Here is a 25835-nt window from a genome sequence, read left to right on the forward strand (position 1 = left end):
GCCGGACGCCGGGAACAAGGCAAGAAGCGCGAACTAAGGGATGAGACATGGCTGAGGAAACCTGTGACGTTGTCGTCATCGGGGCAGGGCTGTCAGGCGTAGGGGCCGCCTCGAGGCTGAAGATTCACCACCCGAACCTGTCGGTTAGGATCTTTGAAGCGCGTGAGGATCTGGGCGGGACCTGGGACCTTTTCCGCTATCCCGGCATCCGGTCGGACAGCGACATGTACACCCTCGGCTATCCCTTCAGGCCCTGGCACCTGCCCAAGTCCCTGACCGATGGCCCGTCGATCAAGAACTACATCCGGGAGACGGCCGAGGAATACGGCGTCTATGAGCGGATCGAGTTTCAGACGCGCGTTACGGAGATGAGCTTCAACTCCGACGAGGCGATGTGGACCACGAAGATCAGGCGGGATGACGGCTCGACCGAGACTGTCCGGTCGCGTTTCGTCATCTCGGGCGTTGGCTATTACGACTATGAACGCGGCCACGTCCCGATGATGGGCGGGGAAGAGGATTTCAAAGGCGAGATCCTCGAGCCGCAGTTCTGGCCTGAAGACCTCGACTTCCAAGACAAGAAGATCGCCGTGATCGGCTCAGGCGCGACGGCGGTGACGATTGTCCCGGCGATGGCGGAGCAGGGGGCGGGCTTTGTCACCATGGTGCAGCGCTCGCCGACCTACATCGCCAGCCTTCCTGCGAAGGACCCGTGGTTCGATACGGTGAGCAAGGTGTTGCCTTCGAAGGCGACCTACAAATTCTTCCGTATCAAGAGATTGCTGATGGGCACCGCGACCTACCAGCTCTCGCGTCGCTACCCTCAGTGGATGAAAAAGCAGATCAGGAAAGCGACCGAAGAGGCGCTCGACGGCAAGCTGCCGGTCGAGCCACATTTCACGCCGACCTACAACCCGTGGGACCAGCGTTTCTGCCTCGTGCCGGACAATGATCTCTTCGAAGCGATCAAGAAGGACAAGGCGACGGTCGTCACTGGCGGTATTGATCGGTTTACGGAAGACGGCCTCCTCATGGAGGACGGAACGAAGATTGAAGCCGACATCGTCGTCAAGGCGACCGGCCTGAAGCTCAAGCCGCTCTCGGGGATGAACATCTTTGTCGACGGCGAGCGTTTCGTCTTTGGCGACAGCTATATCTATAAGGGCTTCATGTTCTCAGGTATCCCGAACTTTGCGGGGATGTTCGGCTATACGAATGCTTCGTGGACACTGAAGACGGACCTTGCGAGCCGGTACTTCTGTAGGCTGATCGATGAGATGAAGGCCAAGGGGGCGGAGATCATCGTGCCGGATTATGGCTCGGAGAGGCCAGACCCGCATCCCGCGATTGACCTGATGGCGAGCTACGTCAACCGCGACATCGACCAGTTCCCCAAGCAGGGCGGCGAACGTCCGTGGAGGAACCACCAGTCCTACATTGCGGACTATTTCGACATGAAATTCTCGAAGCTCGACGATGGCGTCATGGCCTTCCGACAGCGCTCGCCGCAGTCTGAACTCGTGATGAAGGAAGCTGCAGAGTGAGCGGCAAGGGTACCGCCGTCATCACAGGCGCAGGCAGCGGCATCGGCCGTGCACTGACAGCGCTTTGCGCCAGCAGAGGCTATGATCTCGCGCTGTTCGATATCAACTCAGAAGAGCTGGAAGAGGCTGGCGAAGAGGGGCGGGCACTTGGGGCGAAGGTCCTGACGCGCAGGCTTGATGTCTCCGATCCTCAGGCCTGCGATCAGGCGGCGGAAGAAGTCGCGCAGGGTTGTGGGCCTGTGTCCCTCGTCATCAACAATGCGGGTGTCGCGCTGGGCGGCTACTTCGATGAAGCCTCGCCGGAAGACTTCCGCTGGCTGACGGAAATCAACTATTTCGGCGTGGTCAACATGACCCGCGCGTTTCTGCCAATGCTTCAGGCGCATCCCGTGCACGGACAGCTCGTCAATGTCAGCTCCGTTTTCGGGATGATCGCGCCTGCCGGCCAGACGGCCTATTGCGGCGCCAAGTTCGCAGTGCGCGGGTTTTCCGAAGCGCTCCGGCACGAGCTGCAGGGAACGTCCGTAGGCGTCACAGTCGTCCATCCCGGCGGCGTCGCGACCAACATTGCGAAGCGCGCACGTATCTCGAAGGGGATCGGGATCGAGCGCCTAGAAGCAGCACGTGAGCAGGCGGAGAAGAGCCTGAGCATGCCGCCTGAAAAGGCTGCGCAGATCATCCTCGACGCTGCTGAGCGTAGGTCTCAGCGATGCATCGTCGGTAATGACGCACGGATGCTCGAAGCGATCCAGCGTGTCCTTCCCATCAACTACTACGCGATCCTAAAAATGCTGGGTCTCTCGGCCCCGCCGCCGAAACCTGCAGAGAAGTCAACGGCTTCCTGACAACGTAGGTCAGTTTATGACACAGGTCTCACGCTCAAGAGTTCCAAGGCATGATAGTCTTGGAACAAATGGGGGCTGGTAAAGGAGGCCATAATGGGCACCAAACCTTGGATTGCAGCACTCGCTGCTGGCCTGTCGTTAAGTCTAGGCGGCGCTGCACTTGCGGACCGCGGCGGACCCGACATCGATGTTGGGGTTCGTCTTGATGGCGCGAATTTCTCTGCGCTGATCGGGACCGACGGGTTCCGTTATTGGAACGATTTCTACCCGCGGCACCACGGCTATTTTGGCCGGGGCTACAGGACCGACACCTTCATCACGCGTGGCGGCTACATCGAGCGGGTCTATTACCGCCGTGGCCGGATCGTGGATAGCGTGATCATCGGGCGCGTCGACCGGTGGGGTAACCACCGCTACTGGAACGTCCGTGACCGGTATGGTCGGTACCATGATTATCGCGGCTGGAACCGTCGCCACGCGCGCTGGGACGACCGCTGGGATCGCCGGGACAGGCGCTATGACTGGCGCGATGACCGCCGTGACCGCAGACGCGACTGGCGCGATCACCGGTATGACGATCGCCGGGATCGTCGTGACCGCCGTGATGATCGGTATGATGACCGCCGTGACCGCAGGGACGACCGCTATGACGATCGTCGGGACAGGCGTGACGACCGTCGCGACAACCGCAGGGACCGCCGCGATAGCCGTTACGATAGTCCCTATCGCGGTGACCAGGGCAGCACAGGTGTTCGTGCACGGACGGATGTCCTTAAGAACCCTGAGAAGTACCTGAAGGACGATGACGGCTTGATAATCCGCAGCGAAAGCGGCGTCGTCGGTCGCCTCGTGAAGGAGAAAAAGGACGACTGACCCGTCCTCTATCTAACGACAGAGAAGGCCGGAGCCGCAGGGCTCCGGCGTTTTTCATTCCGCGAGCTCGAGGAAGCTCGCGATGACTTTCTTGTCGCCGACATCGTCGAACTCGACCTCGAGCTTGTTGCCCTCGGCGCGCAGGACCGTGCCTTCGCCGAACTTCGCATGACGCACGCGTTCGCCGGCCGAGAAGGTCTCTTCTCCGGGTGCGGAGGATGCAACAAGGCGTGCGTGGCCGTCGATGGCAGGCTCACTGACCCGCCGCTGGCCATACTCGCGGGCACGCTTCCAACCCGGGGTCTGGTAGCGGTTGGCGCTATCCTCGAGCACGAGGTCCGCAAAGCGCGACTGGGCCGGGGTGTCCTTGGCTGAGACGCCGTAGAGGCCGGGTTCAGAGATCACGTCGACCTCCTCCTCGGGCAGCTCATCGACAAAGCGTGAGGGCAGGGCGTTCTGCCATCGTCCGTACACTTGCCTGTTGGCCGCGAAGCTGATGCGGCAGCTCTCCCGCGCGCGGGTGATGCCGACATAGGCGAGGCGACGCTCTTCCTCGAGGCCGACCTTCCCGTTCTCGTCGAGACTGCGCTTCGAGGGGAAGATCTCTTCCTCCCAGCCGGGTAGGAAGACGACCGGGTATTCGAGGCCCTTCGCCGCGTGGAGGGTCATCAGCCAGACCTGTCCGTCTTCGGACTCTTCAGAGCGCTCGGCCACGAGGCTGACATGATCGAGATAGCCTGCGAGGGTTTCAAACTCTGATGCTGCGTTGACGAGCTCTTTCAGGTTCTCAAGCTTCGAGGGGGCCTGGACGTTCTTGGAGTTCTTCCAATAGTCTGTGTAGCCCGCTTCCTCCAGAACCATCTCGGCGAGGGGCGCGGGCGCCATCGCTTCGGCCTCGTTCTGCCAGCGCTGGAGGGAGGCAAGGAAGGTGCCCATCGCCGCCTTGGCCTTGCCCTTCAGCTCATTCGTTTCGAGCATGAGCTGGCCTGCCGCCACGAGAGACATGCGGTTCTGGCGCGCGATGACGTTCAGCTGCTGCAGCGTCTTGTCGCCAAAGCCACGGCGCGGCTTGTTGATGATCCGCGAGAAGCTGAGATCGTCCTCGGCGTTCCTGACGAGCCGCAGGTAGGCCAGGGCGTCGCGGGTTTCCTCACGCTCGTAGAAGCGGGGACCACCGACGACCCGATAAGCGATGCCTTGCGTGTTGAAGCGCTCTTCGAAGCTGCGCATCTGGAAGGACGCACGGACGAGGACGGCCATGTCCGAAAGGGAGCGGCCCTTCATTTGCTCGCTCTCGATATCCTCCGCAATCTGACGGGCTTCCTCCTCGCCGTCCCAGACGCCGCGCAGTTTGATCAGCTCACCGCCTTCCTGCTCGGTCCAGAGGTCCTTGCCGAGGCGGTCAGTGTTGTTGGATATGATCGCGCCTGCCGCGTTCAGGATCGCCTGGGTCGAGCGGTAGTTCTGCTCAAGCCTGATGACCTTTGCGCCGGGGAAATCCTTCTCGAAGCGGAGGATGTTCTCGACCTCGGCGCCGCGCCAGCCATAGATCGACTGGTCGTCATCACCCACCACGCAGATGTTCGCCGGGTCGCCTTCCTTGCCTTGGGCGAGGAGGCGCAGCCAGAGATATTGCGCAACGTTCGTGTCCTGATACTCGTCCACCAGCATGTAGCGGAAGCGGCGGTGATACTCCGCCCTGATCTCTGGTTCGCGCTGGAAGATCGTGAGGTTGTGGACCAAGAGATCGCCGAAGTCCGCAGCGTTGAGATCGATCAGGCGCTGCTGGTAGTCCCTGTACAGAGAAACAGCCTTGCCATCGCCGAAGACGTCCCCATCATGGGCCTTGAGGTCTGCGGGGGTCAGGCCCTTGTTCTTCCATCCGTCGATGACCGCGGCCATGCCGCGGCCTGACCAGCGTTTCTCATCGAGGCCAGACGATTCGATCACCTGCTTGCAGAGCCGGACCTGGTCGTCGGTATCGATGATCGTGAAGCTAGGCTTGAGGCCAACGATCTCCGCGTGGCGGCGCAGGATCTGCGCGGCGACCGAGTGGAAGGTGCCCATCCAGCGCAGGCCTTCGACCACCTCGCCGACGAGGGCACCGACGCGCTCCTTCATCTCGCGGGCAGCCTTGTTGGTGAAGGTCACGGCCAGCACTTCCCAGGGCTGGGCTTTGCCAGCGGCGAGGAGGTGGGCGATCCGCGTCGTCAGCGCCTTAGTCTTGCCGGTCCCCGCGCCAGCGAGCATCAGCACCGGCCCCTCGGTAGTGAGGACCGCTTCGGCCTGCTTGTCGTTGAGGCCGTCGAGATAGGAGCTGTTCTGGGGCGCAGCCGTGGCGCGCGCGCGCTGGGAGAGAGAAGCCATCCACCGCATATAGAAGAGTCGGAACGCTTCGGGAACGGCGGAAGCCGCCGCAGGGCATCTCTTCTTCTCCATCTAGGCATGTGGAAAACGGCCTCGGTGACGTGAACACGGCAAGATCACTGGGCTTGGGGGATCAGCTGCGCCTGAAATACACAGCGATTGTGCGAAATTTGATGAAAGGTCTTGATTTGTTCTCCCTAAAATGGGAACAGGAAAAGAACAAAGAGGGAGCGAACTATGTCCTTGCTGAAAGATCTCGCCGGATTCACCATCGTTATCAGTGTCATCGCCACGGCGATCACCGTCATCGGCTAAGGCCGCGCTCCCTGTGGAGAATGAGGGTGCGCAGGGGGCTCCTGAATCGCCTACCGTATGGGCGATGCCAGCTTCATTCGTTCACCTGCACACTCATTCGGCCTACTCCCTCGCGGAGGGGGCGATCCCGGTCAAAAAGCTGAAGAGCCTTTGCGAGGCGGCGCAGATGCCCGCCCTCGCGGTGACCGATGCGAACAATCTCTTCGGGGCGCTCGAAGTCGCGGAGACTTTCTCGCCTGCGGGTATCCAGCCGATCGTGGGGATCGAGCTGGCAGTCGGTGGCGACAAGCCAACCGATCCGCGGGAGAGGGCGCCTGCCCCTTCCAAGCTGGTGCTGCTGGCGCAGAACGAGACCGGCTACATGCGGCTCATGGACCTTGCGTCCAAGAGCTTTCTCAGCCCGGCGCAGGAGGGTGAGCCTTGCGTCGCGCTCGACGAGGTTTGTCAGTCAACGGATGGGATCATCTGTCTTTCCGGCGGACTCGATGGTCCTGTCGACCGTGCGCTGAGCAAGGGCGATGCTCGAAGAGCCGCCAAGCTGGTCGCTACTCTGGCCGCAGCGTTTCCCGACCGCTTCTACGTCGAGCTGGTCCGCTCGCCTGCTTCCGATGACACGGACCGTGCTGGGCGGTTTCCCCACGAAGCCAAGCTTGTGGAACTGGCCTTCGCGCAGGATCTGCCCCTCGTCGCTACGAACAATGTCTACTTCCCCAAGGCGCAGGACCACGCAGCCCACGACGCGCTCCTCTGCATCGCGGAGGGGAGCTATATCAGCCAGGACGACCGTCGCCGGGTGCCAGAGGATTTCTGGTTCAAGTCCGAAGACGACATGCTCGCTCTCTTCGAGGACCTGCCCGAAGCCTGCGCCAGCACGATTGAGATCGCCCAGCGCTGCGCCTTCCGGCCGCGCACCCACCCGCCGATCCTGCCTTCCTTCGCGGGCGACCTCGAAGGCGAGTTCGCAGCCCTCGAGAAGATGGCGCGCGAGGGTCTCGACGCCCGGCTTGAAGCCATCGAGCCCGCAGCCTCGCGGGAGGAGTATGACAAGCGCCTCGATCACGAGCTGAACGTCATCAAGGGGATGGGCTTCCCCGGCTATTTCCTGATCGTTGCGGACTTCATCCAGTGGGCGAAGGCGGAGGATATTCCCGTCGGTCCGGGCAGGGGTTCGGGTGCGGGCAGCCTCGTCGCCTATGCGCTGACCATCACGGACCTCGATCCTCTTCGGTTCAACCTCCTGTTCGAGCGGTTCCTGAACCCTGAGCGTATCTCGATGCCGGACTTCGACATCGACTTCTGCCAGGACCGCCGGGACGAGGTGATCCGGTACGTCCAGCGTAAGTACGGCCACGACCGCGTCGCCCAGATCATCACGTTCGGTAAGCTTCAGGCCCGTGCCGTCCTGCGCGATGTCGGCCGTGTGCTGCAGATGCCGTTCGGGCAGGTGGACCGGCTCTGCAAGATGGTGCCGAACAACCCCGCTAACCCCACGACCCTCGCCGAGGCTGTCGCTGGCGAGCCGCGCTTCGAAGACGAGAAGCGTGAGGACCCCCAAGTCGGTGTACTGATCGAAACGGCGCTGAAGCTCGAAGGTCTCTACCGCCACGCCTCGACCCACGCCGCGGGTGTCGTGATCGGCGACAGGCCGCTCCACGAGATCGTGCCGCTCTATCTCGATCCGCGCGCCGACATGCCGGCGACCCAGTTCAACATGAAGTGGGTCGAGCCTGCCGGTCTCGTGAAGTTCGACTTCCTCGGGCTCAAGACCCTCACGGTGATCAGGCGGGCGCTCGATAATTTGAAGGCGGAGGATATCGACCTCGACATCGACAAGATCGACGTCGGTGACGAGGACACCTTCGCCATGCTGACCCGCGGGGAGGCGACCGGCGTCTTCCAGCTTGAAAGTTCGGGCATGCGTTCGGCGCTGAAGGGCATGAAGCCTGACAGTCTCGAGGACATCATCGCGCTCGTCTCGCTCTACCGTCCGGGTCCGATGGACAACATCCCGACCTACAATGCGCGGAAGGCAGGCGAGGAAGAGCCCGACTATCTCCACCCGCTGCTCGAAGACATCCTGCGGGAGACCTTCGGGGTCATCATTTACCAGGAGCAGGTGATGCAGATCGCCCAGGTCCTGTCCGGCTACTCCCTCGGGGAAGCCGACCTTCTTCGCCGCGCCATGGGCAAGAAGAAGAAGGAGGAGATGGACAAGCAGAAGGTGCGCTTCGTCGCTGGCGCGAAGGAGAACAACGTCTCCGCTGCCAAGGCCGAAAGCATCTTCAACCTGGTCGCGAAGTTCGCTGGCTACGGCTTCAACAAATCCCACGCTGCGGCCTATGCGTGGATCGCCTACCAGACGGCGTTCCTGAAGGCGCACCATCCGGCGGCGTTTCTTGCCGCGTCGATGTCCCTCGACCTTGCGAACACGGACAAGCTTGCGACCTTCCACGGCGAGGCGAAGCGGTCTGGCGTCAAGGTGCATCCGCCGTGCGTGAACCATTCGCAGGCTGACTTCTTCTCCAAGGAGGGCGAGGTCTTCTACGCCCTCGGTGCGGTGAAGAATGTCGGCTTTGAGGCGATGCGCCATATCGCTTCGGTGCGCGCTGAAGGTGGGCCGTTCAAGGACCTCTTCGATTTCGCCGAGCGGATCGATGGCCGCCAGGTCGGCAAGCGCGGTATGGAACAGCTGGCGCGAGCAGGGGCCTTCGACGGCATCCACCCGAACCGCGCGCAGGTCTTCGCGGCGGCGGACACGCTGGTCCGCTATTCTGCTGCGTGCGCTGATGAACGGACGTCGGACAACCTCTCGCTCCTCACCCTCGACGAAGCGGTGAAAACCGAGCCGCCGCGCCTGCCGGGCGCTGCGGAATGGAGCCTGATGGAGCAGCTCGAGGAAGAGCGTCAGGCGATTGGCTTCTACCTCTCCGGCCACCCGCTTTCGGCCTTCCGGGAGGAGCTGGAGCAGAACCGGGTCCAGCCCTCCGCGCCGCTCCTCGCCGAGGAGGAAGTTGGTACACGCACGGTCCTTCTCGCAGGCGTCATCCGTGAGGTGACGAACCGCCGTTCGAAGTCGGGCAAGCCCTTTGCCTGGGTCACGCTGTCGGACGAAAGCGGCGAATTCGAGGTGACGCTTTTCTCGGAGACGCTGCAGAAGCACCAGGCGCTCCTTGAGCCCGGAACACCCATCCTCCTCTCCGCTACAGCAGACGACCATAGCGGTTCGCTGCGCCTGACGGGTGAGGGGATCAGGAAACTGGAGAAGGGGCTCGGCACGAAAAAGCGCGGTCCGGTGCCACTGGCGATCACAGTGGCTGAGGTCGACGCCTTCGCGGAGATCAAGCAGAGCCTCAAGGGGTGCGCCTCTTCTCAGGAAGACGCGCCGCCGCGGCTTGTGCTGCCGATCCCCGAAGAGGGCTGCGAAGTCGTGATCCACCTGCCTGAAGCATTCAAAGCAGGCACCGCGAGCAAGGGACCGCTGCAGCTGATCCAGGGCGTTGGCGCTGTGGAAGAGACCGCCTGAGAAGCAACCCGCGGAGGGAGAGTTCCCTCAAGGGGTGGCAAACCCCGCGCCAGCGGCTAACTCACGGCGGTGTGGGCAGCCCGACGGCGGGTTGCCTTATCTTACGTAAGGATGCGCTATGACCCCGTTTCGCCTGCTGTTTGCTTCGCTTCTCGCCCTTGGCGTCGCCGCCTGTGGAGGGTCCTCTGACGAGGCGAGCGATGCGGCCCAGGCCGGCGTCGCGGAAGAGCCTGCTGAGGAGCAGCTCGCTTCGACGCTCCTAGAGATCATCCAGAGTGAAGCGCGTTTTTCCACCCTTGCAGCCGCATTGGATGCCGCTGACCTCGAGACGACCTTCGATACGGAAGGTCCTCTGACCCTGTTCGCACCAAGTAATGATGCATTTGGCAGCCTGCCCACAGGTTTCTCCGTGGACGTCCTGACGGCGCCTGAGAACCAGGCGCTGCTTCAACAGATCCTCGCCTACCACGTGCTCGGCGAGCGTGTGACGTCGAGCGATATCACTGGTCAGCAGACGGAGGTACCGACTGTGGGCGGACCGATGCTGCGGATCGACGCTTCGGGCGAGATCGTCATCATCGGCAGCGAACCCGCCACGGCGCTCGTCGTCGTGCCTGACATCGAGGCGCGCAATGGCGTCATTCACATCATCGACGGCGTGCTTCTTCCGCCTGCCGAGTAATCAGACTTCGCGAAATGCGATGAGTATGCCGGGTTGGGGCAGGACATTTCCTGCTCCGCCAAGGCAGCGTGCGAGCGCGGCTGGGTAGAGGATGTGCTCGGCCTTCTGCACGCGCTCGGCGAGGGTGTCCGGCGTGTCGCCGGGCTCCACAGGCACGACGGCCTGACCGACGATCGGACCACCATCAAGCTCGGGCGTGACGTAGTGGACGGTGCAGCCCGAAACGGCGACCCGCGCTTCCAGCGCCTGCTCGTGGACGTGGAGGCCACGGAAGAGCGGCAGGAGCGAGGGGTGGATGTTCAGCATGCGCCCCGACCAGGCCTCGACGAAGCCTTGCGAGAGGACCCGCATGAACCCTGCGAGGCAGACGAACTCTGCGCCCGCGTGGATCAGTTCTTCCTGTACGGAAGCCTCGAAATCTTCACGGCTTTTGCCCTTGCTCGGGACCACGGCGACAGGGATGCCCGCATCGCTCGCGGTCTGAAGGCCAGCCGCATCGGCGCGGTTGGAAAGGACCAGTGCAACCTCGGCGGGGACCTCGCCGCGCTTTATCGCATCGAGGATGACGGCCATGTTCGAGCCGCGGCCTGAGATCAGGATGGCGATCTTCTTCATGCGTCTGTCAGCGTACCGATCACGAAGGAGCCCTCGGCTTTGGCGAGGACCTCGTCCGCCTTCTCCGCCGACGCGATCAGGACCATGCCGACGCCGCAGTTGAAGACGGTCCTGAGCTCGGTATCCGACAGGTCGCCCGCCTTTTGCAGCCACTCGAAGAGCGGTGGCTTGGGCAATTTCTCGTCATCGAACGATGCCGCAAGACCGTCAGTCAGGACCCGCGGGACGTTCTCGATGAGGCCGCCACCGGTGATGTGCGCCATGCCCTTGAGGAGCCCGCCAGCGAGCAGGGGCTTGACCGCCTCAGCATAGATGATCGTCGGCGCAAGGAGCGCATCGCCCCAATTCTCACCCCACGGAGCGTCGGCGGAGAGGTCCACGTTCTGCTCCGCGATCAGCTTGCGTATGAGGCTGTAGCCGTTGGAGTGGGCACCGGAGGAGGAGAGCGCGATCATGACATCGCCCGCCTTCATCTGATCCATCACGGGCAGAATGGCAGAGCGTTCGACCGCGCCGACGCAGAAGCCTGACAGGTCGAAGTGTCCGTCTGCGTAAAAGCCGGGCATCTCGGCCGTCTCACCGCCGATCAGCGCAGCGCCTGCCTGGCGGCAGCCCTCAGCGACCGAACCGATGACGGAGGAGGCTGCGTCCTGGTCGAGCTTACCCGTCGCAAAATAGTCGAGGAAGAAGAGCGGCTCTGCGCCCTGAACGAGGACGTCATTGGCGCACATGGCGACGAGGTCGATGCCGATGCCGTCCAGCTTCCCGGTTTCGATCGCGAGGAGCAGCTTCGTGCCCACGCCGTCGGTACCAGAGACAAGAATCGGATCGTCGAACCCAGCGGCTTTCAAGTCGAAAAGTCCGCCAAACCCGCCGAGATCGGCGGCGGCGCCGGGACGGCGCGTGGCGGCTGCTAAGGGGCTGATGCGCTTCACGAGCGCATTGCCGGCGTCGATGTCGACACCGGCCTTTTTGTAGGCATCGGTCATGGCGCCCGATAGGCGGAAACGGCCCCCTCGTGAAGACCTGTCAAACTGGCTGTTAGCAGTCGCCCTTTAGGGCAGGCGGTGCTAGAGGAGGACAGGATCGCTCCGGGGACCGCTTGATGCTGCGTTTTTTCGCCCTTTTTTCCGTTGTTTTGAGCCTTCTGCCTGCCTTTGCGCAGGACGTTTTCACCGTCGCGGAGGTGCCTGTGGCTGCGCAGGCGAAGTCCGCTGCGGAGGCCCAGGAACAGGCCCGTGACCTTGGACGCAGGCAGGCGCTGGACCTTCTGCTGCGCCGTCTCGTGTCGGAAGAGGACTGGATCTACCTGCCGAACCTCGCTGAGGAGCTTGAGGCCGAGGCAGTTACGACCCCGCGGGCCGAGACTTACGACATCTACGATCCCAATTCGGTCGAGGCGCAGCTTCCGACGAAGCAGCCGCTCTCCCTAACGGAGCAGCAGATTCGCTCGTTCGAGATGGAGACCAACGTCTTCAACGAAAAGTCGTCGGGAACGACCTACCGGGCGCAGATCACCTACCGGTTCAAGCCCGATGCGATTCGAAACATCCTGCGCGGCGCGCGGCTTCCTTACTCTGAGGAGCAAGCGCGACGGGTGTTGATCCTGCCGGTGCTGAGGACCGCGAACGACACCTATCTCTGGGAAGCGAAGAACCCCTGGGCGCGGGCGTGGCTGGCAAGACCGCTGGTCAACGAGCTGACGCCTATGGAGCTGCCTCAGGGCGACGTCATCGACACCCAAGCGATTACCGCTGACGAAGCTGCGAACCTGAACGGCGCTGCGCTGCGGGCATTTGCTGAGCGCTATACCGCCAGCAAGATCTACCTCGCCAAGGGCGACCTTCAGGAAGTGAACGGTGAGTTCCGCCTGCGAGTCCGCCTGATCGATGCCACGCCGCCCTCGCTCAATGCCTCAGGCCCTCAGACCTCGGCCATCGGAACAGAGGTCGTGGACCTCTTCTTCCGGGGCAAGGATGACGATTTCCCTGCGCTCGCCCGCCGTGCGGTGGAGAGCACCGTGGCCCGCCACTCGGCAAGCTGGAAGCGCCGGACGCTGGTCGACTACAGCCAGCAGCGGACCTTCGACCTCACGGCCTGGTTCAACACCCAGGCCGCCTGGTCGCACATTCAGGACGCGATCAACGATTCCGCGCTGGTTCAGGATGCTGAGACCCAGGCCTTCAGCAACGCGAACGCGATCATGATGCTGACGGTCGTCGGCGCCGAAGAGCAGTTCTCCCTCGCCATGCGTGAGCGTGACCTGACCGTCTGGCAGGACCGCTCTGAGCGCTGGCACATCGCCGAGACAGATCTTGCTTCGGTCCTGATGACGCGGACCGAGCCGCTGACCACGGACATCGACGAGGAAGTCGAGCGTCGCCGGGGTCTTGGCCGCTTCTTCGGTCGCCGGGGCAATCGCGATGACCGGGCCGATGAGCCAGAAGCCGAGGACACGTCCGAGGCTGAAATCCCCGAGCTCCCCGACGATCTCTTCGGTGATGACGGCGGACGATAAGATGGGGGCGGCAGTGCAACCCGCGCTGCCCTTCAAGCCGCGTATCGACGAGCAGCCGCCTTATCGGCCGAGCCCGCAGCAGCTGGCTGCCGAGAGCGGCCTACTCCGTCAGTTCGAGGCTTTCGGCAGGGCGGTTGGCGGCCTGACTTCGGTCATTCTGACAGGCCCGGCAGAGGCCGGGAAAACGCGCCTCCTCGAGGAGCTCCTGCTCTCCGGCCGCGCGACGGAGTTCGAGGTGCTGACCGTCGCCGAAGTCGCGCCGCTGGAGCTTTTCGCTGAGATCAACCGCTGCGCCTCGGCGGGGATGGCGCTCGTGCTCGAAGCGCGCCAGCCGGTCAGCCGTTGGTATCAGGACCGCGAAGACGAAGTGCCGCCTGACCTGACCTCACGCCTTGGCGCGCTGCCGGTCGTCACCGTCGAGCGTCCCGGAGTGGAGGGCTTGCTGCCGGCGCTCGTCGCTGACCTCGACGCGCATGGGCATCGGCTGAACGAGAGCGAGGCCGCATGGGTTGCAGGCGAGCTTCCCCGCTCCATGGCTGCGCCTCGCCGTTTCTGTCGCGCTCTTGATCGTGCAGGGGGCAAGGAACCCCGTCGGGCCCTGTTGCAGTGGGCGGTGGAACAAGCTCATCTCCGCCCCGAATCACCAGACTGAGAACGAGGATTGACGTGAGCGCCACGCCGAATGACCAGCAACCAGCCGCCATCACGATGGAAAGCCCTGAGCGCTTCATCAACCGGGAGCTGAGCTGGCTCGATTTCAACGATCGGGTGCTCGACGAAGCGAACAATGAGAACCAGCCTCTTCTGGAGCGCCTGCGGTTCCTTTCGATCTCGGCCAGCAACCTCGATGAGTTCTTCATGGTGCGCGTTGCAGGCCTCGCGGGACAGGTCTCGAGCGGGGTCACGAGCCGCAGCAAGGAAGGCTACAGCCCCTCGCGGCAACTGCGCCTGATCAACGAGCGGGCCGGCCAGCTGATGGGACGCCAGCAAGACACCTGGCGCGACCTGCGCGGGCAGCTCGCCGCGGAGGGCGTGGAGCTTGTTGGGCCCGAAGGTCTAACGGTAGAGGAAGCGGCGTGGCTGGAAGAGGAGTTCCTCGGGAACATCTTCCCTGTGCTAACGCCACTGGCCCTCGACCCAGCGCATCCGTTTCCGTTCATCCCGAACCTTGGCTTCGTGCTCTGCTATGAGCTCAAGGGTCAGATGGGCGATCTGACGGCGCTCATCCCTGTACCGAGCAAAGTCAAGCGTTTCGTCCGCCTGCCGAACGTCTCCGAACGGACGGACGGCAAGCCGCGGGTGCGGTTCATCACCCTTGAAAAGACCATCTCGCACTTCCTCCACCACGTCTTCCCCGAGCGCTCCATCGCCGCCTCTGGTGCATTCCGCGTGATCCGGGACAGCGATGTCGAGATCGAGGATGAGGCCGAAGATCTCGTCCAGCAGTTCGAAACCATGCTGCGCCGCCGGCGCAGGGGCGACGTCATTCGCCTGACCATGGACAAGGAGATGCCCGAAGAGCTGCGCGAGCTCGTCGGCTCGAAGCTCGATGTCGAGAGCAGCGCCTTCGTGCTTGTCGATGGGCTTCTGGGCCTCGCGCAAACCTCGGAGATGATCCCTTCGGACAGGCAGGACCTGCTGTTCGAACCCTTCGAGGCGAGGTTCCCCGAGCGGATCCGCGAGCACAATATGGACTGCTTCTCGGCTATCCGTGCCAAGGATATTGTTGTCCACCATCCGTATGAAGACTTTGATGTTGTCGTGCAGTTCCTCAAACAGGCCGCCGCCGACCCGAACGTCATCGCGATCAAGCAGACACTCTACAGGACGTCGAAGGACTCACCCATCATCAGTGCCCTGGTCGAAGCGGCTGAGTCCGGAAAGAACGTGACCGCCCTTGTCGAGCTGAAGGCCCGGTTTGACGAGGAAGCAAACATCCAGTGGGCGCGGGCGCTCGAACGCGCCGGGGTCAACGTGGTCTACGGTTTCGTCGACTACAAGACCCACAGCAAGCTGAGCTATGTCGTCCGCCGGGAGGGGGAGCAGACCCGCTCCTACGTCCATATCGGCACCGGCAACTATCACCAGTTTACGGCCAAGGTGTATACGGACATTTCGCTCTTCACCTGCGACGAGCGTATCGCCAAGGACACGGCGCGTGTCTTCAACTACGTCACAGGTTACGCCGCTCCCAAGGAGTTCGAGCACTTCGCCATCGCGCCGGTGAACCTGCGCGAGACCTTCGAGCAGCTGATTGCCGACGAGATCGAGCATGTGCGCGCCGGTCGCCCCGGCGGGATCTGGGCAAAGATGAACTCGCTGGTCGATGGCGACATGATCGATCGCCTTTACGAAGCGAGCCAGGCCGGGGTTCAGATCGATCTGATCATCAGGGGTATCTGCTGCCTTCGCCCCGGCGTTCCGGGTCTCTCCGAGAACATCAGGGTCAAGAGTATTGTCGGTCGTTACCTCGAGCACTCGCGGATCTTCTGTTTTGGCGCGGGAGAGCCTCTCCCGTCTGATGATGCGAAGGTGTTTATCTCATCAGCGGACTGGATGCCGCGTAACCTCAACCGCCGGGTTGAAGTCCTCTGTCCTGTGACCAACGAAACGACGCACAACCAGATCCTCGACCAGATCATGGTCGCGAACCTCAAGGATAATGTGCAGAGCTGGACGCTAGGATCTGATGGTCAGTACACCCGCGTCCAACCTGAAGAGGGCCGTGAGCCGTTCAGTACGCAAGACCACTTCATGACCAACCCGTCTCTCTCAGGTCGCGGCACAGCGCTCAAGGAACGCCCGCCTATGGCCTTGAAAGTGAGGAGCGATAGCTGATGCCCCACTGGCCGCGCCGCGCCGTCGTTGATATCGGATCCAACTCGGTCCGCCTCGTGATCTTTTCCGGCCCTCCGAGGGTACCGGTGACCATCACCAACGAGAAAGCGCTTTGCGGCCTAGGCGACAGGGAATCGGACACGGGCAACTTGCGAGCCGACGCCATGGAGCGAGCGCTGGCGATCCTCCGACGGTTCCGGGTCCTGGTCGAGACGGAAGCGCCAGAGACCCTCGAAGTGTTTGCGACGGCAGCTGTTCGAGATGCTCCGAACGGGGAGGGCTTCCTCCAGGCTATCCGCAAGATCGGGTTTTCGCCGCGTCTTCTTCCGGGTGAGGAGGAAGCGCGGCTTGCGGGCCTCGGTATCCTCTGTAGCGCACCAGAAATCCTTAGGGAGGGCCGTCCTGCCATCGGTGGCGACCTCGGCGGCGGTAGCCTCGATATGAGCCTTCTGGGCGGTGATGCGGGAGATGTGACGGAGACAACGAGCCTCCCCATCGGATCCCTGCGTATGCTGACGGAATTCGGTGACGATCACGACGCAGCGCGGAAGCTTGCGCAGCGCAATTTTGGGGAGATGCCGTGGCTCAAGAGCCTTCGCGATCCACGTCTCTATGTCGTTGGTGGATCCTGGCGGGCGATTGCTCGCGTCGCGATGCATCAGGCCGAGCACCCGGTCCCGATACTCGACCACTACACGATGTCGGCGGATCAGGCGCTCGAGGTTTGTCGCCTCGTCGAGGAGACCGATCCTGAAGACCTCGGCAAGATCAGCGGTGTGCAGAAGAAACGCGTCCCGACCCTTCCGATGGCGGCCATCGTGCTGCGTGAACTGATCAACTACGCAGAGGCGTCGGACGTTTGCGTCAGTGCGTGCGGCGTTCGTGAAGGCCTTCTGTTCGACCGGCTGCCGGGGACACTGCGTGCTACGGAACCGCTTTTTGCGCTCGCAGACGATCTGGCGGACAGGCTTTCCGGTGGGCGCAAGCCCCGAGCGAGCGCAGTCTGCAGCTTCGTCGATCCACTTTTTGAAGACAGCGAAGCCATGCGCAGGCTGCGTGTTGCGAGCGCCAAGATGATCCGCATGGGGAACATGACGCACCCTGACCGCCGGTCAGATCATGCAGCCGCGACGATCATGGCTGGACCATTCCTAGGCATTGATCATCTTGAAAGGGCGCTCCTGACCGTGATGGTCAAGTCGCGGTTCCAAGGATCGATATCGAAGTCGGACCCTGTCGTGCCTATCGACCTGATCAGTGATGAGCTCATGGACTACGCCGTCCGTGTCGGGCTCGCTCACCGGCTTGCTGCATCGCTCCGCATGCCGCTCTTTCAGGAGGAGAGCGGCTTCAGGATCGAGCGGCTTGATGACCGGATCGTCCTGCATGTGGATGATGACGTCGCGGACTTCGTGGCCGAGACTGCTGTCAAAGACTTCGACAAGCTCGCCTCGGCTTTCTCCTTGCCCGGAGAGATCGTCAATCAGTCTGGTGATCGACGAGTTTGACGCGCCGGCCATCAAGGCTGAGTGCAAGTTCGCCGTTCTTGAGGCGCAGCGCCATCTCGCCGAACACCTCGTGCCGCCAGCCCTTGAGGGCGGGGATATCGGCCTGATCACTGAGCGCGAGTGCGTCGAGATCAGAGGAGCTTGCAAGCAGCTTCGGCGCCACCTCATGCTTCTCGCATTGACGCTTCAGCAGCACGCGGAGGAGGTCGACGACATCCGGCGGGGCCTGCTCGCGTGAGCGGGTCGCAAGCTTCGGTAGTTCTTCGTGCGGAATGGCGATGCCTTCCGCCACAGCCTCGAGGAGCCCTTTGGCCATCGCCGAGCGCTCGAAACCCTGGGGTACAGAACGCAGAGCGCCTAGCTCCTTGACCGAGCCTGGCCGGGCCCGACCAACTTCGAAAATGACGTCGTCCTTGATGATCCGTGCACGGGGGACGTTGCGCTGCTGCGCTTCGCGTTCGCGCCACTCGGCGATCTTCATCAGGGGGCCGAGTTCTTTTGGCCTCACGTTGCGCATCTTGAGACGCTTCCATGCCTCGGTGGGCTCCGTGCGGTAGAGCTCGATGTCGTAGAGCTGCTGCAGCTCCTCCTCGACCCACGGACTGCGGCCGGTCTCGTCGAGGCGCTTGCGCAGGGCCTCGTAGACATCGCGAAGGTGCGTGACATCGCCGAGGGCATAGGTGAGCTGCTTGTCCGACAGCGGCCTGCGCGACCAGTCGGTGAACCGGCTGCCCTTGTCGACTTGGTGGCCGGTCAGATCACGGACGAGCGGCTCGTAACCGACCTGGTCACCGAAGCCGAAGACCATCGCTGCGATCTGTGTGTCGAAGAGTGGCTTGGGGATTTCCCCTGAGAGGTGGACGAAGATTTCGAGGTCCTGCCTTGCGGCGTGGAAGACCTTCACCGTCGCTTCGTGCTGCATCAGCTCGAAGAAGGAAGCGAGGTCGATGCCTTCCGCCAGCGGGTCAATGATGACGGCTTCGTTCGTCGTCGCCGCCTGAATGAGACAGAGCTGGGCGTAGTAAGTCTTTTCACGGAGGAATTCGGTGTCCACCGTGACGTAGTCGAACGATTTTGCGCGCTCGCAGAAGCCTTTCAGCTCCTCCGTGTCGGTGATGACTTTCATGCTGTCTTTCTGATGGTGAGGATGAGAACCGGCCAGCGTTCAGTGCCGCGGACATCGCGGAGCTTAAAGCCGTTCTCTTCGTAGACGGATTGAACAGAAGCCATCTGCTCATCAAGAAGGCCCGCAAGGATCACGGTCGCGTTGTCCGCAGCGACAGCTGCGATGTCTGGCGACAGCTCCTTCAGCGGGCCAGCGAGGATGTTAGCGAAGATGAGGTCGTAGGGGGCGTTGTCCTGAATGAGAGGACTGTCCGTACCCGCTGCGATCCCGAACCGGACACGGGGCGTGCCGTTGGTGGTCGCGTTCACTTCGGCGATGGCCACCGAAGGTTCGTCGATGTCGGTCGCGACAATCAGCGCTTCTTCGTAAAGGCGGCGCGCAGCGATGGCGAGGACGCCTGAGCCTGTGCCGATGTCGAGGACTTTCGTCGGCGCGGTGAGGAGATGGTCGAAGGCTTCGAGGCAACCTGCCGTGGTCGGATGATGCCCGGTACCGAAGGCCTGGTTCGCTTCGATCTGAAGGGGAATCCCGTCGCGGCCCTCGATTTTGTCCGCGTCGTGACTGCCATAGAGGAGGAAGGGGCCTGCTTCGACGATGCCGAGCCCCTCGAGCGAATGGGCGACCCAGTCGCGGTCTTCCAGCTCTTCTTCCTCAGGCTTCGGCGTGCCTTCGGGAAGGATGGCGAGGATATCGCGGGAGATCTTGTCCTCCGTGTAGACGTGAAGCAGCCACGGGGCGTCTTCGGGCTCCGCGCTCGCATCATCGTCCCGCACGAGGGATACGGCGTCCACGGAGGGCATGGCGACCTCGGTGAGGATCGTTTCAATCTGTTCGAGGAGGGCGCGGTCGCCGCTCCATGTCGTCTTCCAGATCATGAGGCCACCTTGACGAGGCCGTGCTTCTTCTTGCCGATGGAGAGTTTGATCGCGCCATCACGGAGGTCGTCCGTGGACAGAGGGCGTTCTTCCTTCAGAGCTTCGTCGTTCACCTTGAGGGCGCCAGCCTTAATGTGACGACGGCCTTCGCCGTTGCTCTTGATCAGGCCGAGCTCGCTGAAGGGGCCGAAGAGGGGCAGGCCCGCGGAAAGCTCCGCCTCGGAGGCGGTCACAGAGGGCAAGTCAGCGGATGCTGCGCCTTGCTCGAAGGTCTGGCGCGCGGTTTCGGCGGCCTCTTCCGCAGCCTGACGTCCGTGGAGGAGGGCTGTGGCTTCGGTCGCAAGGATCTTCTTCGCCTCGTTGATCTCGCCGCCTTCGAGGGTTTCGAGGCGCTGGACCTCATCGATCGGGAGGAGCGTGAAGCGGCGCAGCATCGTGCCGACATCGGCATCGTCCGTGTTCCGCCAGAACTGCCAGTAGTCGTAGGGACTGAAACGCTCTGCGTTCAGCCAGACGGCGCCTTTCTCCGTCTTGCCCATTTTCTTGCCGCTGGCGGTGGTCAGGAGCGGCGTGGTCAGGCCAAAGGCGTGGAGCTGCTGGTCGTCGGTCGCGCCGACGCGGCGGATAAGTTCTACGCCATTGACAATGTTCCCCCACTGATCACTACCGCCCATCTGCAGGACGCAGCCGTAACGGCGCTGCAGCTCGAGGAAGTCGTAGGCCTGCATGAGCATGTAGTTGAATTCAAGGAACGTCATCGGTTGCTCGCGATCAAGGCGCAGCTTGACCGAGTCGAAGGTCAGCATGCGGTTGATCGTGAAGTGCACGCCGTAGTCGCGCAGGAACTGGACGTAGCCTAGCTCAGACAGCCACTCGTCATTGTTGACCATCATCGCATCGGATGGTCCGTCGCCAAAGGTCAGGAACGGGTCGAAGGCTTTCTTGATGCCTGCGATGTTCGCTTGAATGTCCGCATCTGAGAGAAGCTTACGCTGTTCGTCCTTGCCCGTCGGGTCACCGACCTTGGTCGTGCCGCCGCCCATCAGGACGATAGGCTTGTGCCCTGCCGCCTGCAGGTGGTGGAGCATCATAATCTGGACCAGCGAACCCACATGAAGGCTGTCCGCCGTCGCATCGAAACCGATATAGGCCGACACAGGTCCCTTCAGCAACGCTTCGTCGAGCGCGCCAGGGTCCGTGGTCTGATGAATGAAGCCGCGCTCCTCAAGGGTGCGCAGGAAGTCCGAACGAAAACCGGACGTGGTCATAGGTCTATCCTTCTAGCTACGCTCGCTCTCGATCCACCGGTCGATCTCCTTTTCGAGGAGGTCGAGGGGGAGGGGCCCCGTGCGCAGAATGGTGTCGTGGAAGCCGCGGACATCGAAATTCTCACCGAGTTCGGCCTTGGCCTTCTCGCGGAGTTCGATGATGCGCAGCATACCGATCTTGTAAGCGGTGGCCTGGCCGGGAAGGACGATGTAGCGCTCGATGGCCTTCACCGAGTCGCCGTCCGGGTTTGGCGTGTTCTCCTGGAGGTAGGCGATGGCCTCGTCCATCGTCCAGCCTTTGGCGTGAAGGCCCGTGTCGACCACGAGGCGCGCCGCGCGCCAAAGCTCCATCGCGAGGCGGCCGAAGTCCGAATAGGGATCTTCGTAGAAGCCGATTTCCTTGGGCAGAAGCTCTGAATAGAGGCCCCAGCCTTCCGTATACGCTGTTGCGCTGCCGAAGCGGCGGAACATGGGCAGGCCCGTCTGCTCGATCTGTAGCGCACGCTGCATATGGTGGCCCGGGATCGCCTCGTGATAGACGAGCGCCTCGAGCTGGTAGGTCGGCATATCCTCCATGCGCATCAGGTTCGCATAGAAGTAGCCGGGACGCGTGCCCTCTTCATCCGGCTGAGAGTAGAAGGCCTTGCCAGCGCTCCGCTCACGGAAGGGCTCGACGCGGCGGACTTCGACGGAGGCTTCAGGCTGGATCGTGAAGAGCTCGTCGATCTTCGGCCGGAAGCCTTCGATATAGTCGCGAGCCAGCTGCAGATAGGCCTCTCGACCTTCAGCGGTGTTCGGCAGGTAGAAGCGTTCGTCCGTGCGCATCGCGTCGAAGAACTCTTCGAGCGTACCTTCGAACCCGACGGTCGCCATGATGCCGCGCATCTCTTCATGGATACGTGCGACCTCGGCGAGGCCCGTCTCATGGATCTCGTCAGCTGTCAGATCGGTCGTGGTGTAGTTGGCGAGCAGAGCGGCGTAGAGCGCACCGTCTTCGTCAAAGCGGGTGACGCCGAGGTTTTCCTCGTCCGCCGTAAGCTCGGCCAGCGCATCGACGCGGGCTGCGAAGCGTTCATAGCCCTCTGTGTAGGGACCGAAGAGCGCCTGTTCGAGCTCGGCCTTCAGTGCGTCAGCATTCTCGAGCCCGGCTTCACCGACCTTCTCCGCAAAGTCGTCGCGAACGGCGTCGCCCGAGCGAGCGTTCCGCGCGGCCTCAGCGATCAGGGGATAGGAGAAGGACGGAAGCGTCGCGCCAGCTTCCGCTCCGGCTTCTAGCTGCGAGGCGGCCTGGTCCAGCACCTCGTCCACCTTGCTGACCCGGGCGATGTACGCCTTCGCGTCGGCCTCGTTGTCGATCACGTGGTAGTTCGACAGGAACACCGGGATCGAGCTGTGAATGCCGCTGAACTGGCTGAGCGGATAGCGCTTCAGGCGGAAGGCATCGAGGGCGAGGCTGTTCTCGGACTGCGCGATGAACAGGTCGTAGTTGAGCTGACCTTCCGTGCTCAGAGCATCGCGGTTGATATCTTCGCGGAGAACGGCGATCTGACGGCGCATGAGCTCCGCTTCCAGCTCGTCAGCCTCAGGCGTGCGCGGGGTCCACTGGTCGTAGTTGGTCTTGCGGCCGAGGCGCGTCTGATACTCCGGGTCCAGCGCAACGCGGGCTTCCCAGAAGGCGTCCAGCATCTCCACCAGCCGGGCGTCTGCAGCCGCCATCTCCGCCGAGAACTCAGGCGGAGGCGGCGGTAGCTCGGTTGTTTCGGGGGCAGGGACGCTCCCCTGTCCGCAGGCGGCGAGGAGAGCGCAGAGCGCGGCGAGAGAGGTGGAGCGTCGCATACCCTGTCCCATAGAAGAGCCGTTTACTCCGCAGCCTGACCGGTCTGCATTTCCGGGCGGCCGTGGCAGTGCTTGAACTTCTTGCCCGAGCCGCATGGGCAGGGCGCATTGCGGCTGACCCGGCCCCACGTGGAGGGGTCGTCCTGCCGCACTTCCTGGCTCATCCTCTGGGCACGGATCGATGAAGCGCCGACCGCCTGGCCGTAGCCGCGGCGGGGAGCTTCAGGATTGCCGTGGCCAGCGTCATTGATGCCGGTCGTCGCGTCGATATGCTCCTCACGGAGCTTCGACGGGTCGAGCGCGCCTTTCTGCTGGAGCTCCGCGATGAGGCGCTTGGCTTCTTCGACATCGAGCTGCGGGGCCTCCGGCTGACGGATCTGCACGTGGAAGAGGCTGCGCGTCACGTCGCGGCGCAGGCCGTCGAGCAGGAACTGGAAGAGCGCGAAGGCCTCGGTCTTGAACTCGTTCAGCGGGTCACGCTGGCCGACGCCGCGCAGGCCGACGATTGAGCGGAGCTGGTCAAGCTGCTGCAGGTGCTCGCGCCAGTTCTTGTCGATGGTCTGGAGGAGAATGGCCTTCTCGACCCGGCGAGCGTTTTCCTCACCGAATTCAGCCGTCTTCTCTGCCCATTTTTTCTCGGCAGCTTCGCGCACGCGCTCAGCGATCTCATCGTCGGCAACGCCTTCTTCGGCGGCCCAGTCCTGAACCGGCAGGTCGAGGCCGAGCACCTCGATCAGGTCCTCGCGCAGGCCGTCCGTGTCCCATTGCTCTGCATACGAACGCTCGGGGATGAAGGTGCGGACGATGTCGTCAATGATCGTCTCGCGCATGTCCGCGACAATGTCAGCGACATCGTCCGTATCCATGAACTCGATACGCTGCTCGAAGATCGCCTTGCGCTGGTCGTTCATCACGTCGTCATATTTGAGGACGTTCTTACGGATGTCGAAGTTGCGCTGCTCGATCTTCTTCTGGGCGTTCTCGACAGCCTTGGTGAACCAGGGGTGCTCGATCGATTCGTCAGGCTTGATTCCGAAGCGCTTCAGCATCTTCTCCATACCGGAGCCGAAAATGCGCATCAGATCGTCTTCGAGGGAGAGGTAGAACTTGGTCGTCCCCGGGTCGCCCTGACGGCCTGAGCGGCCGCGCAGCTGGTTGTCGATCCGGCGGCTTTCGTGACGCTCCGTAGCCAGAACGTAGAGGCCGCCTGCTTCAAGAGCCTTCTGTTTCTGATCAGCGATCTTCGCCTCGATTTCGGCACGCTTGCGGGCGATGGTTTCTGCGTCGTCCTCGTCGGTGAGGTGCTGGACGATCTCCATGTCGACCGAGCCACCGAGCTGAATGTCCGTACCCCGACCAGCCATGTTGGTGGCGATGGTCACGGCGCCGGGCTCGCCTGCCTTCGCGACGATCTCGGCTTCCTGTTCGTGGAAGCGGGCGTTGAGAACGCTGTGCGGGACAGGGATCGGCCGGCGTGCCATGGCCTCGACTTCGCCTGCCAGCTTGACCAGCTCTTCCTTCGCTTCGACTTCCTTGTCCTTCAGGTTATCAGCCTGCTGACGGAGATCGGCGGCGACGTCTTTCCAGAACTTCTTGTCGGAAAGCAGTTGCGAGAGGTACTCGGACTTCTCGATCGAAACCGTGCCGACGAGCACCGGCTGTCCCTTGAGGTGGCAGCGCGCGATCTCCTTGGCGATGGCGCGGTACTTCTCCGCTGCCGACATGTAGAGCTCGTCGTCGAAGTCTTCGCGGGCGATGGGGCGATTGGTCGGGATTTCGTAGACATCGAGCTTGTAGATGTCCTGAAACTCGCCTTCCTCCGTGATCGCTGTACCGGTCATGCCGGAAAGCTTCTTGTACAGACGGAAATAGTTCTGGAACGTGATCGAGGCCATCGTCACGTTTTCAGGTTTGATATCGACGCCTTCCTTGGCCTCGACAGCCTGGTGCAGGCCATCGGACCAGCGACGGCCATCCATCATGCGGCCGGTGAACTCGTCGATGATGACGACCTTGCCGTCCTTGACGATGTAGTCCTTGTCTCGCGTGAACATCTTGTGCGCACGCAGAGCATTCTGGACGTGGTGGACGACCGAGACGTTCTCGGCCTCGTATAGCGCTTCGCCCTGCAGAAGGTCGGCCTCGCGGAGGAGGTCTTCCATCCGCTCATTGCCTTCCTCGGTGAGGATGATCGTGCGCTTCTTCTCGTCGATCTCGTAGTCTTCTTCCTCGAGCTGAGGGATCAGCTTGTCGACCGCGATGTAGAGCTCGGACTTGTCGTCCGTCGGTCCACTGATGATCAGCGGCGTCCGTGCTTCGTCGATCAGGATCGAGTCCACTTCGTCGACGATGGCGTAGGCGTGGCCGCGTTGGACCATCTCTTCCTTCGTCTGCTTCATGTTATCGCGCAGATAATCGAAGCCGAGCTCGTTGTTCGTCGCGTAGGTGATATCGCAGGCGTAGGCCTCACGGCGCTGGTTGTCGTCGAGCTCGTTGGCGATGACGCCGGTGGTCATGCCAAGCTGGGCGAAGACCTTGCCCATCCATTCCGCGTCACGCTTGGCGAGGTAGTCGTTGACGGTGACGACGTGGACGCCTTCGCCGGTCAACGCGTTGAGGTAGGCGGGCAGGGTGGCGACAAGCGTCTTGCCCTCACCGGTCTTCATCTCGGAGATGTTGCCGCCATTGAGGACCATGCCGCCGACGAGCTGCACGTCATAGGGGCGAAGGCCGAGGGCGCGCTGGGCGGCCTCACGGACCAGGGCGAACGCTTCATCGAGGAGCTGGTCGAGGGTCTCGCCGTCCTTAAAGCGTTGCTTGAACTCCTCAGTCTTGGCGATAATTGCCTCGTCCGAGAGGGCCTGCATCTCCTCTTCGAGACCGCCGATCTTTTTCGCGCGCTTCATCATCGGCTTCAGACGCCTGTCGTTGGCGGAGCCGAAGATGCGCTGCGCGAGCGATTTTTTTGCCATTATTCCAAGCCTTTTCGAACTTTTCACGTTGCCCGCCACCGGCGTGCTGGGCGCACGAACAAGGGTCCGCGCCCGGCGGCTGCTGGGGGCTTTCGCAGATAGGTAGGTCCCGCCGCCGCTGTCAAATGGA

Annotated in this window: 17 protein-coding genes; 9 read left to right on the forward strand and 8 right to left on the reverse strand. The window is 62.6% G+C overall.

Annotation, left to right across the window (positions count from 1 at the left end):
* The first annotated feature begins 47 nt into the window (after window positions 1-47).
* The 3 genes from HK107_RS08405 to HK107_RS08415 all read left to right on the forward strand — a co-directional run bounded on the left by HK107_RS08405 (window position 48) and on the right by HK107_RS08415 (window position 3262).
* Window positions 48-1544 carry a flavin-containing monooxygenase gene (locus tag HK107_RS08405; protein WP_173198482.1) on the forward strand — a complete coding sequence of 499 codons (1497 nt, stop codon included), beginning with the start codon at window positions 48-50 and terminating at the stop codon, window positions 1542-1544.
* A complete protein-coding gene (locus tag HK107_RS08410) occupies window positions 1541-2389 on the forward strand; it encodes an SDR family NAD(P)-dependent oxidoreductase (RefSeq protein WP_173198484.1) in 849 nt (282 codons plus the stop codon). The genes HK107_RS08405 and HK107_RS08410 overlap by 4 nt, the downstream gene beginning before the upstream one ends.
* Before the next feature lie 93 nt (window positions 2390-2482).
* Window positions 2483-3262 carry a hypothetical protein gene (locus HK107_RS08415; RefSeq protein WP_198912337.1) on the forward strand — a complete coding sequence of 260 codons (780 nt, stop codon included), beginning with the start codon at window positions 2483-2485 and terminating at the stop codon, window positions 3260-3262.
* Window positions 3263-3316: 54 nt separating this feature from the next.
* Here the strand turns inward: HK107_RS08415 and HK107_RS08420 are convergent, their stop codons facing one another.
* Window positions 3317-5629, reverse strand: coding sequence for an ATP-dependent helicase (locus HK107_RS08420; protein ID WP_173198486.1), 2313 nt, complete (start codon window positions 5627-5629; stop codon window positions 3317-3319).
* 379 nt (window positions 5630-6008) lie between these two features.
* On the opposite strand from HK107_RS08420, the gene dnaE reads away from it, so the two are divergent.
* Window positions 6009-9467 carry a DNA polymerase III subunit alpha gene (gene dnaE, locus HK107_RS08425; RefSeq protein ID WP_173198488.1) on the forward strand — a complete coding sequence of 1153 codons (3459 nt, stop codon included), beginning with the start codon at window positions 6009-6011 and terminating at the stop codon, window positions 9465-9467.
* 118 nt (window positions 9468-9585) lie between these two features.
* Complete coding sequence (locus HK107_RS08430; RefSeq protein WP_173198490.1) at window positions 9586-10149, forward strand: fasciclin domain-containing protein; 564 nt, start codon at window positions 9586-9588, stop codon at window positions 10147-10149.
* On the opposite strand, the gene purN is transcribed toward HK107_RS08430, so the two are convergent.
* Complete coding sequence (gene purN, locus HK107_RS08435) at window positions 10150-10764, reverse strand: phosphoribosylglycinamide formyltransferase (RefSeq protein WP_173198492.1); 615 nt, start codon at window positions 10762-10764, stop codon at window positions 10150-10152. It abuts the gene before it with no gap.
* A complete protein-coding gene (gene purM / locus HK107_RS08440; RefSeq protein WP_173198494.1) occupies window positions 10761-11753 on the reverse strand; it encodes a phosphoribosylformylglycinamidine cyclo-ligase in 993 nt (330 codons plus the stop codon). Before purM ends, purN begins: the two co-directional genes overlap by 4 nt.
* Window positions 11754-11869: 116 nt before the next feature.
* On the opposite strand from purM, the gene HK107_RS08445 reads away from it, so the two are divergent.
* Genes HK107_RS08445 through HK107_RS08460 form a run of 4 tightly spaced genes read left to right on the forward strand, consistent with a single transcriptional unit; the run spans window position 11870 to window position 17628 of the window.
* A complete protein-coding gene (locus HK107_RS08445) occupies window positions 11870-13282 on the forward strand; it encodes a DUF2066 domain-containing protein (RefSeq protein WP_173198496.1) in 1413 nt (470 codons plus the stop codon).
* Entirely contained in the window at window positions 13266-13934 is a 669-nt protein-coding gene (locus HK107_RS08450; RefSeq protein ID WP_173198498.1) for a P-loop NTPase family protein, read from the forward strand. Before HK107_RS08445 ends, HK107_RS08450 begins: the two co-directional genes overlap by 17 nt.
* Window positions 13935-13948: 14 nt before the next feature.
* Window positions 13949-16120: an RNA degradosome polyphosphate kinase gene (locus tag HK107_RS08455; protein WP_332871527.1), complete on the forward strand. Its 2172-nt coding sequence runs from the start codon at window positions 13949-13951 to the stop codon at window positions 16118-16120.
* A complete protein-coding gene (locus HK107_RS08460; RefSeq protein ID WP_173198500.1) occupies window positions 16120-17628 on the forward strand; it encodes a Ppx/GppA phosphatase family protein in 1509 nt (502 codons plus the stop codon). The genes HK107_RS08455 and HK107_RS08460 overlap by 1 nt, the downstream gene beginning before the upstream one ends.
* Here HK107_RS08460 and rnd read toward each other — a convergent pair.
* The 5 genes from rnd to secA are packed head-to-tail and all read right to left on the reverse strand — an operon-like array spanning window position 17600 to window position 25708.
* A complete protein-coding gene (rnd, locus tag HK107_RS08465) occupies window positions 17600-18754 on the reverse strand; it encodes a ribonuclease D (RefSeq protein WP_173198502.1) in 1155 nt (384 codons plus the stop codon). The genes HK107_RS08460 and rnd overlap by 29 nt on opposite strands.
* Complete coding sequence (locus HK107_RS08470; RefSeq protein ID WP_173198504.1) at window positions 18751-19629, reverse strand: 50S ribosomal protein L11 methyltransferase; 879 nt, start codon at window positions 19627-19629, stop codon at window positions 18751-18753. Before HK107_RS08470 ends, rnd begins: the two co-directional genes overlap by 4 nt.
* The gene (gene tyrS, locus HK107_RS08475) at window positions 19626-20897 is read right to left on the reverse strand and encodes a tyrosine--tRNA ligase (protein WP_173198506.1); all 1272 of its coding nucleotides are present in this window, start codon (window positions 20895-20897) and stop codon (window positions 19626-19628) included. Before tyrS ends, HK107_RS08470 begins: the two co-directional genes overlap by 4 nt.
* Window positions 20898-20909: 12 nt before the next feature.
* Complete coding sequence (locus tag HK107_RS08480; protein WP_173198509.1) at window positions 20910-22733, reverse strand: DUF885 domain-containing protein; 1824 nt, start codon at window positions 22731-22733, stop codon at window positions 20910-20912.
* 23 nt (window positions 22734-22756) lie between these two features.
* A complete protein-coding gene (secA, locus tag HK107_RS08485; RefSeq protein WP_456299596.1) occupies window positions 22757-25708 on the reverse strand; it encodes a preprotein translocase subunit SecA in 2952 nt (983 codons plus the stop codon).
* Window positions 25709-25835 lie beyond the last annotated feature (127 nt).

The organism is Parvularcula mediterranea (assembly GCF_013085255.1).
GTDB lineage: Bacteria > Pseudomonadota > Alphaproteobacteria > Caulobacterales > Parvularculaceae > Parvularcula > Parvularcula mediterranea.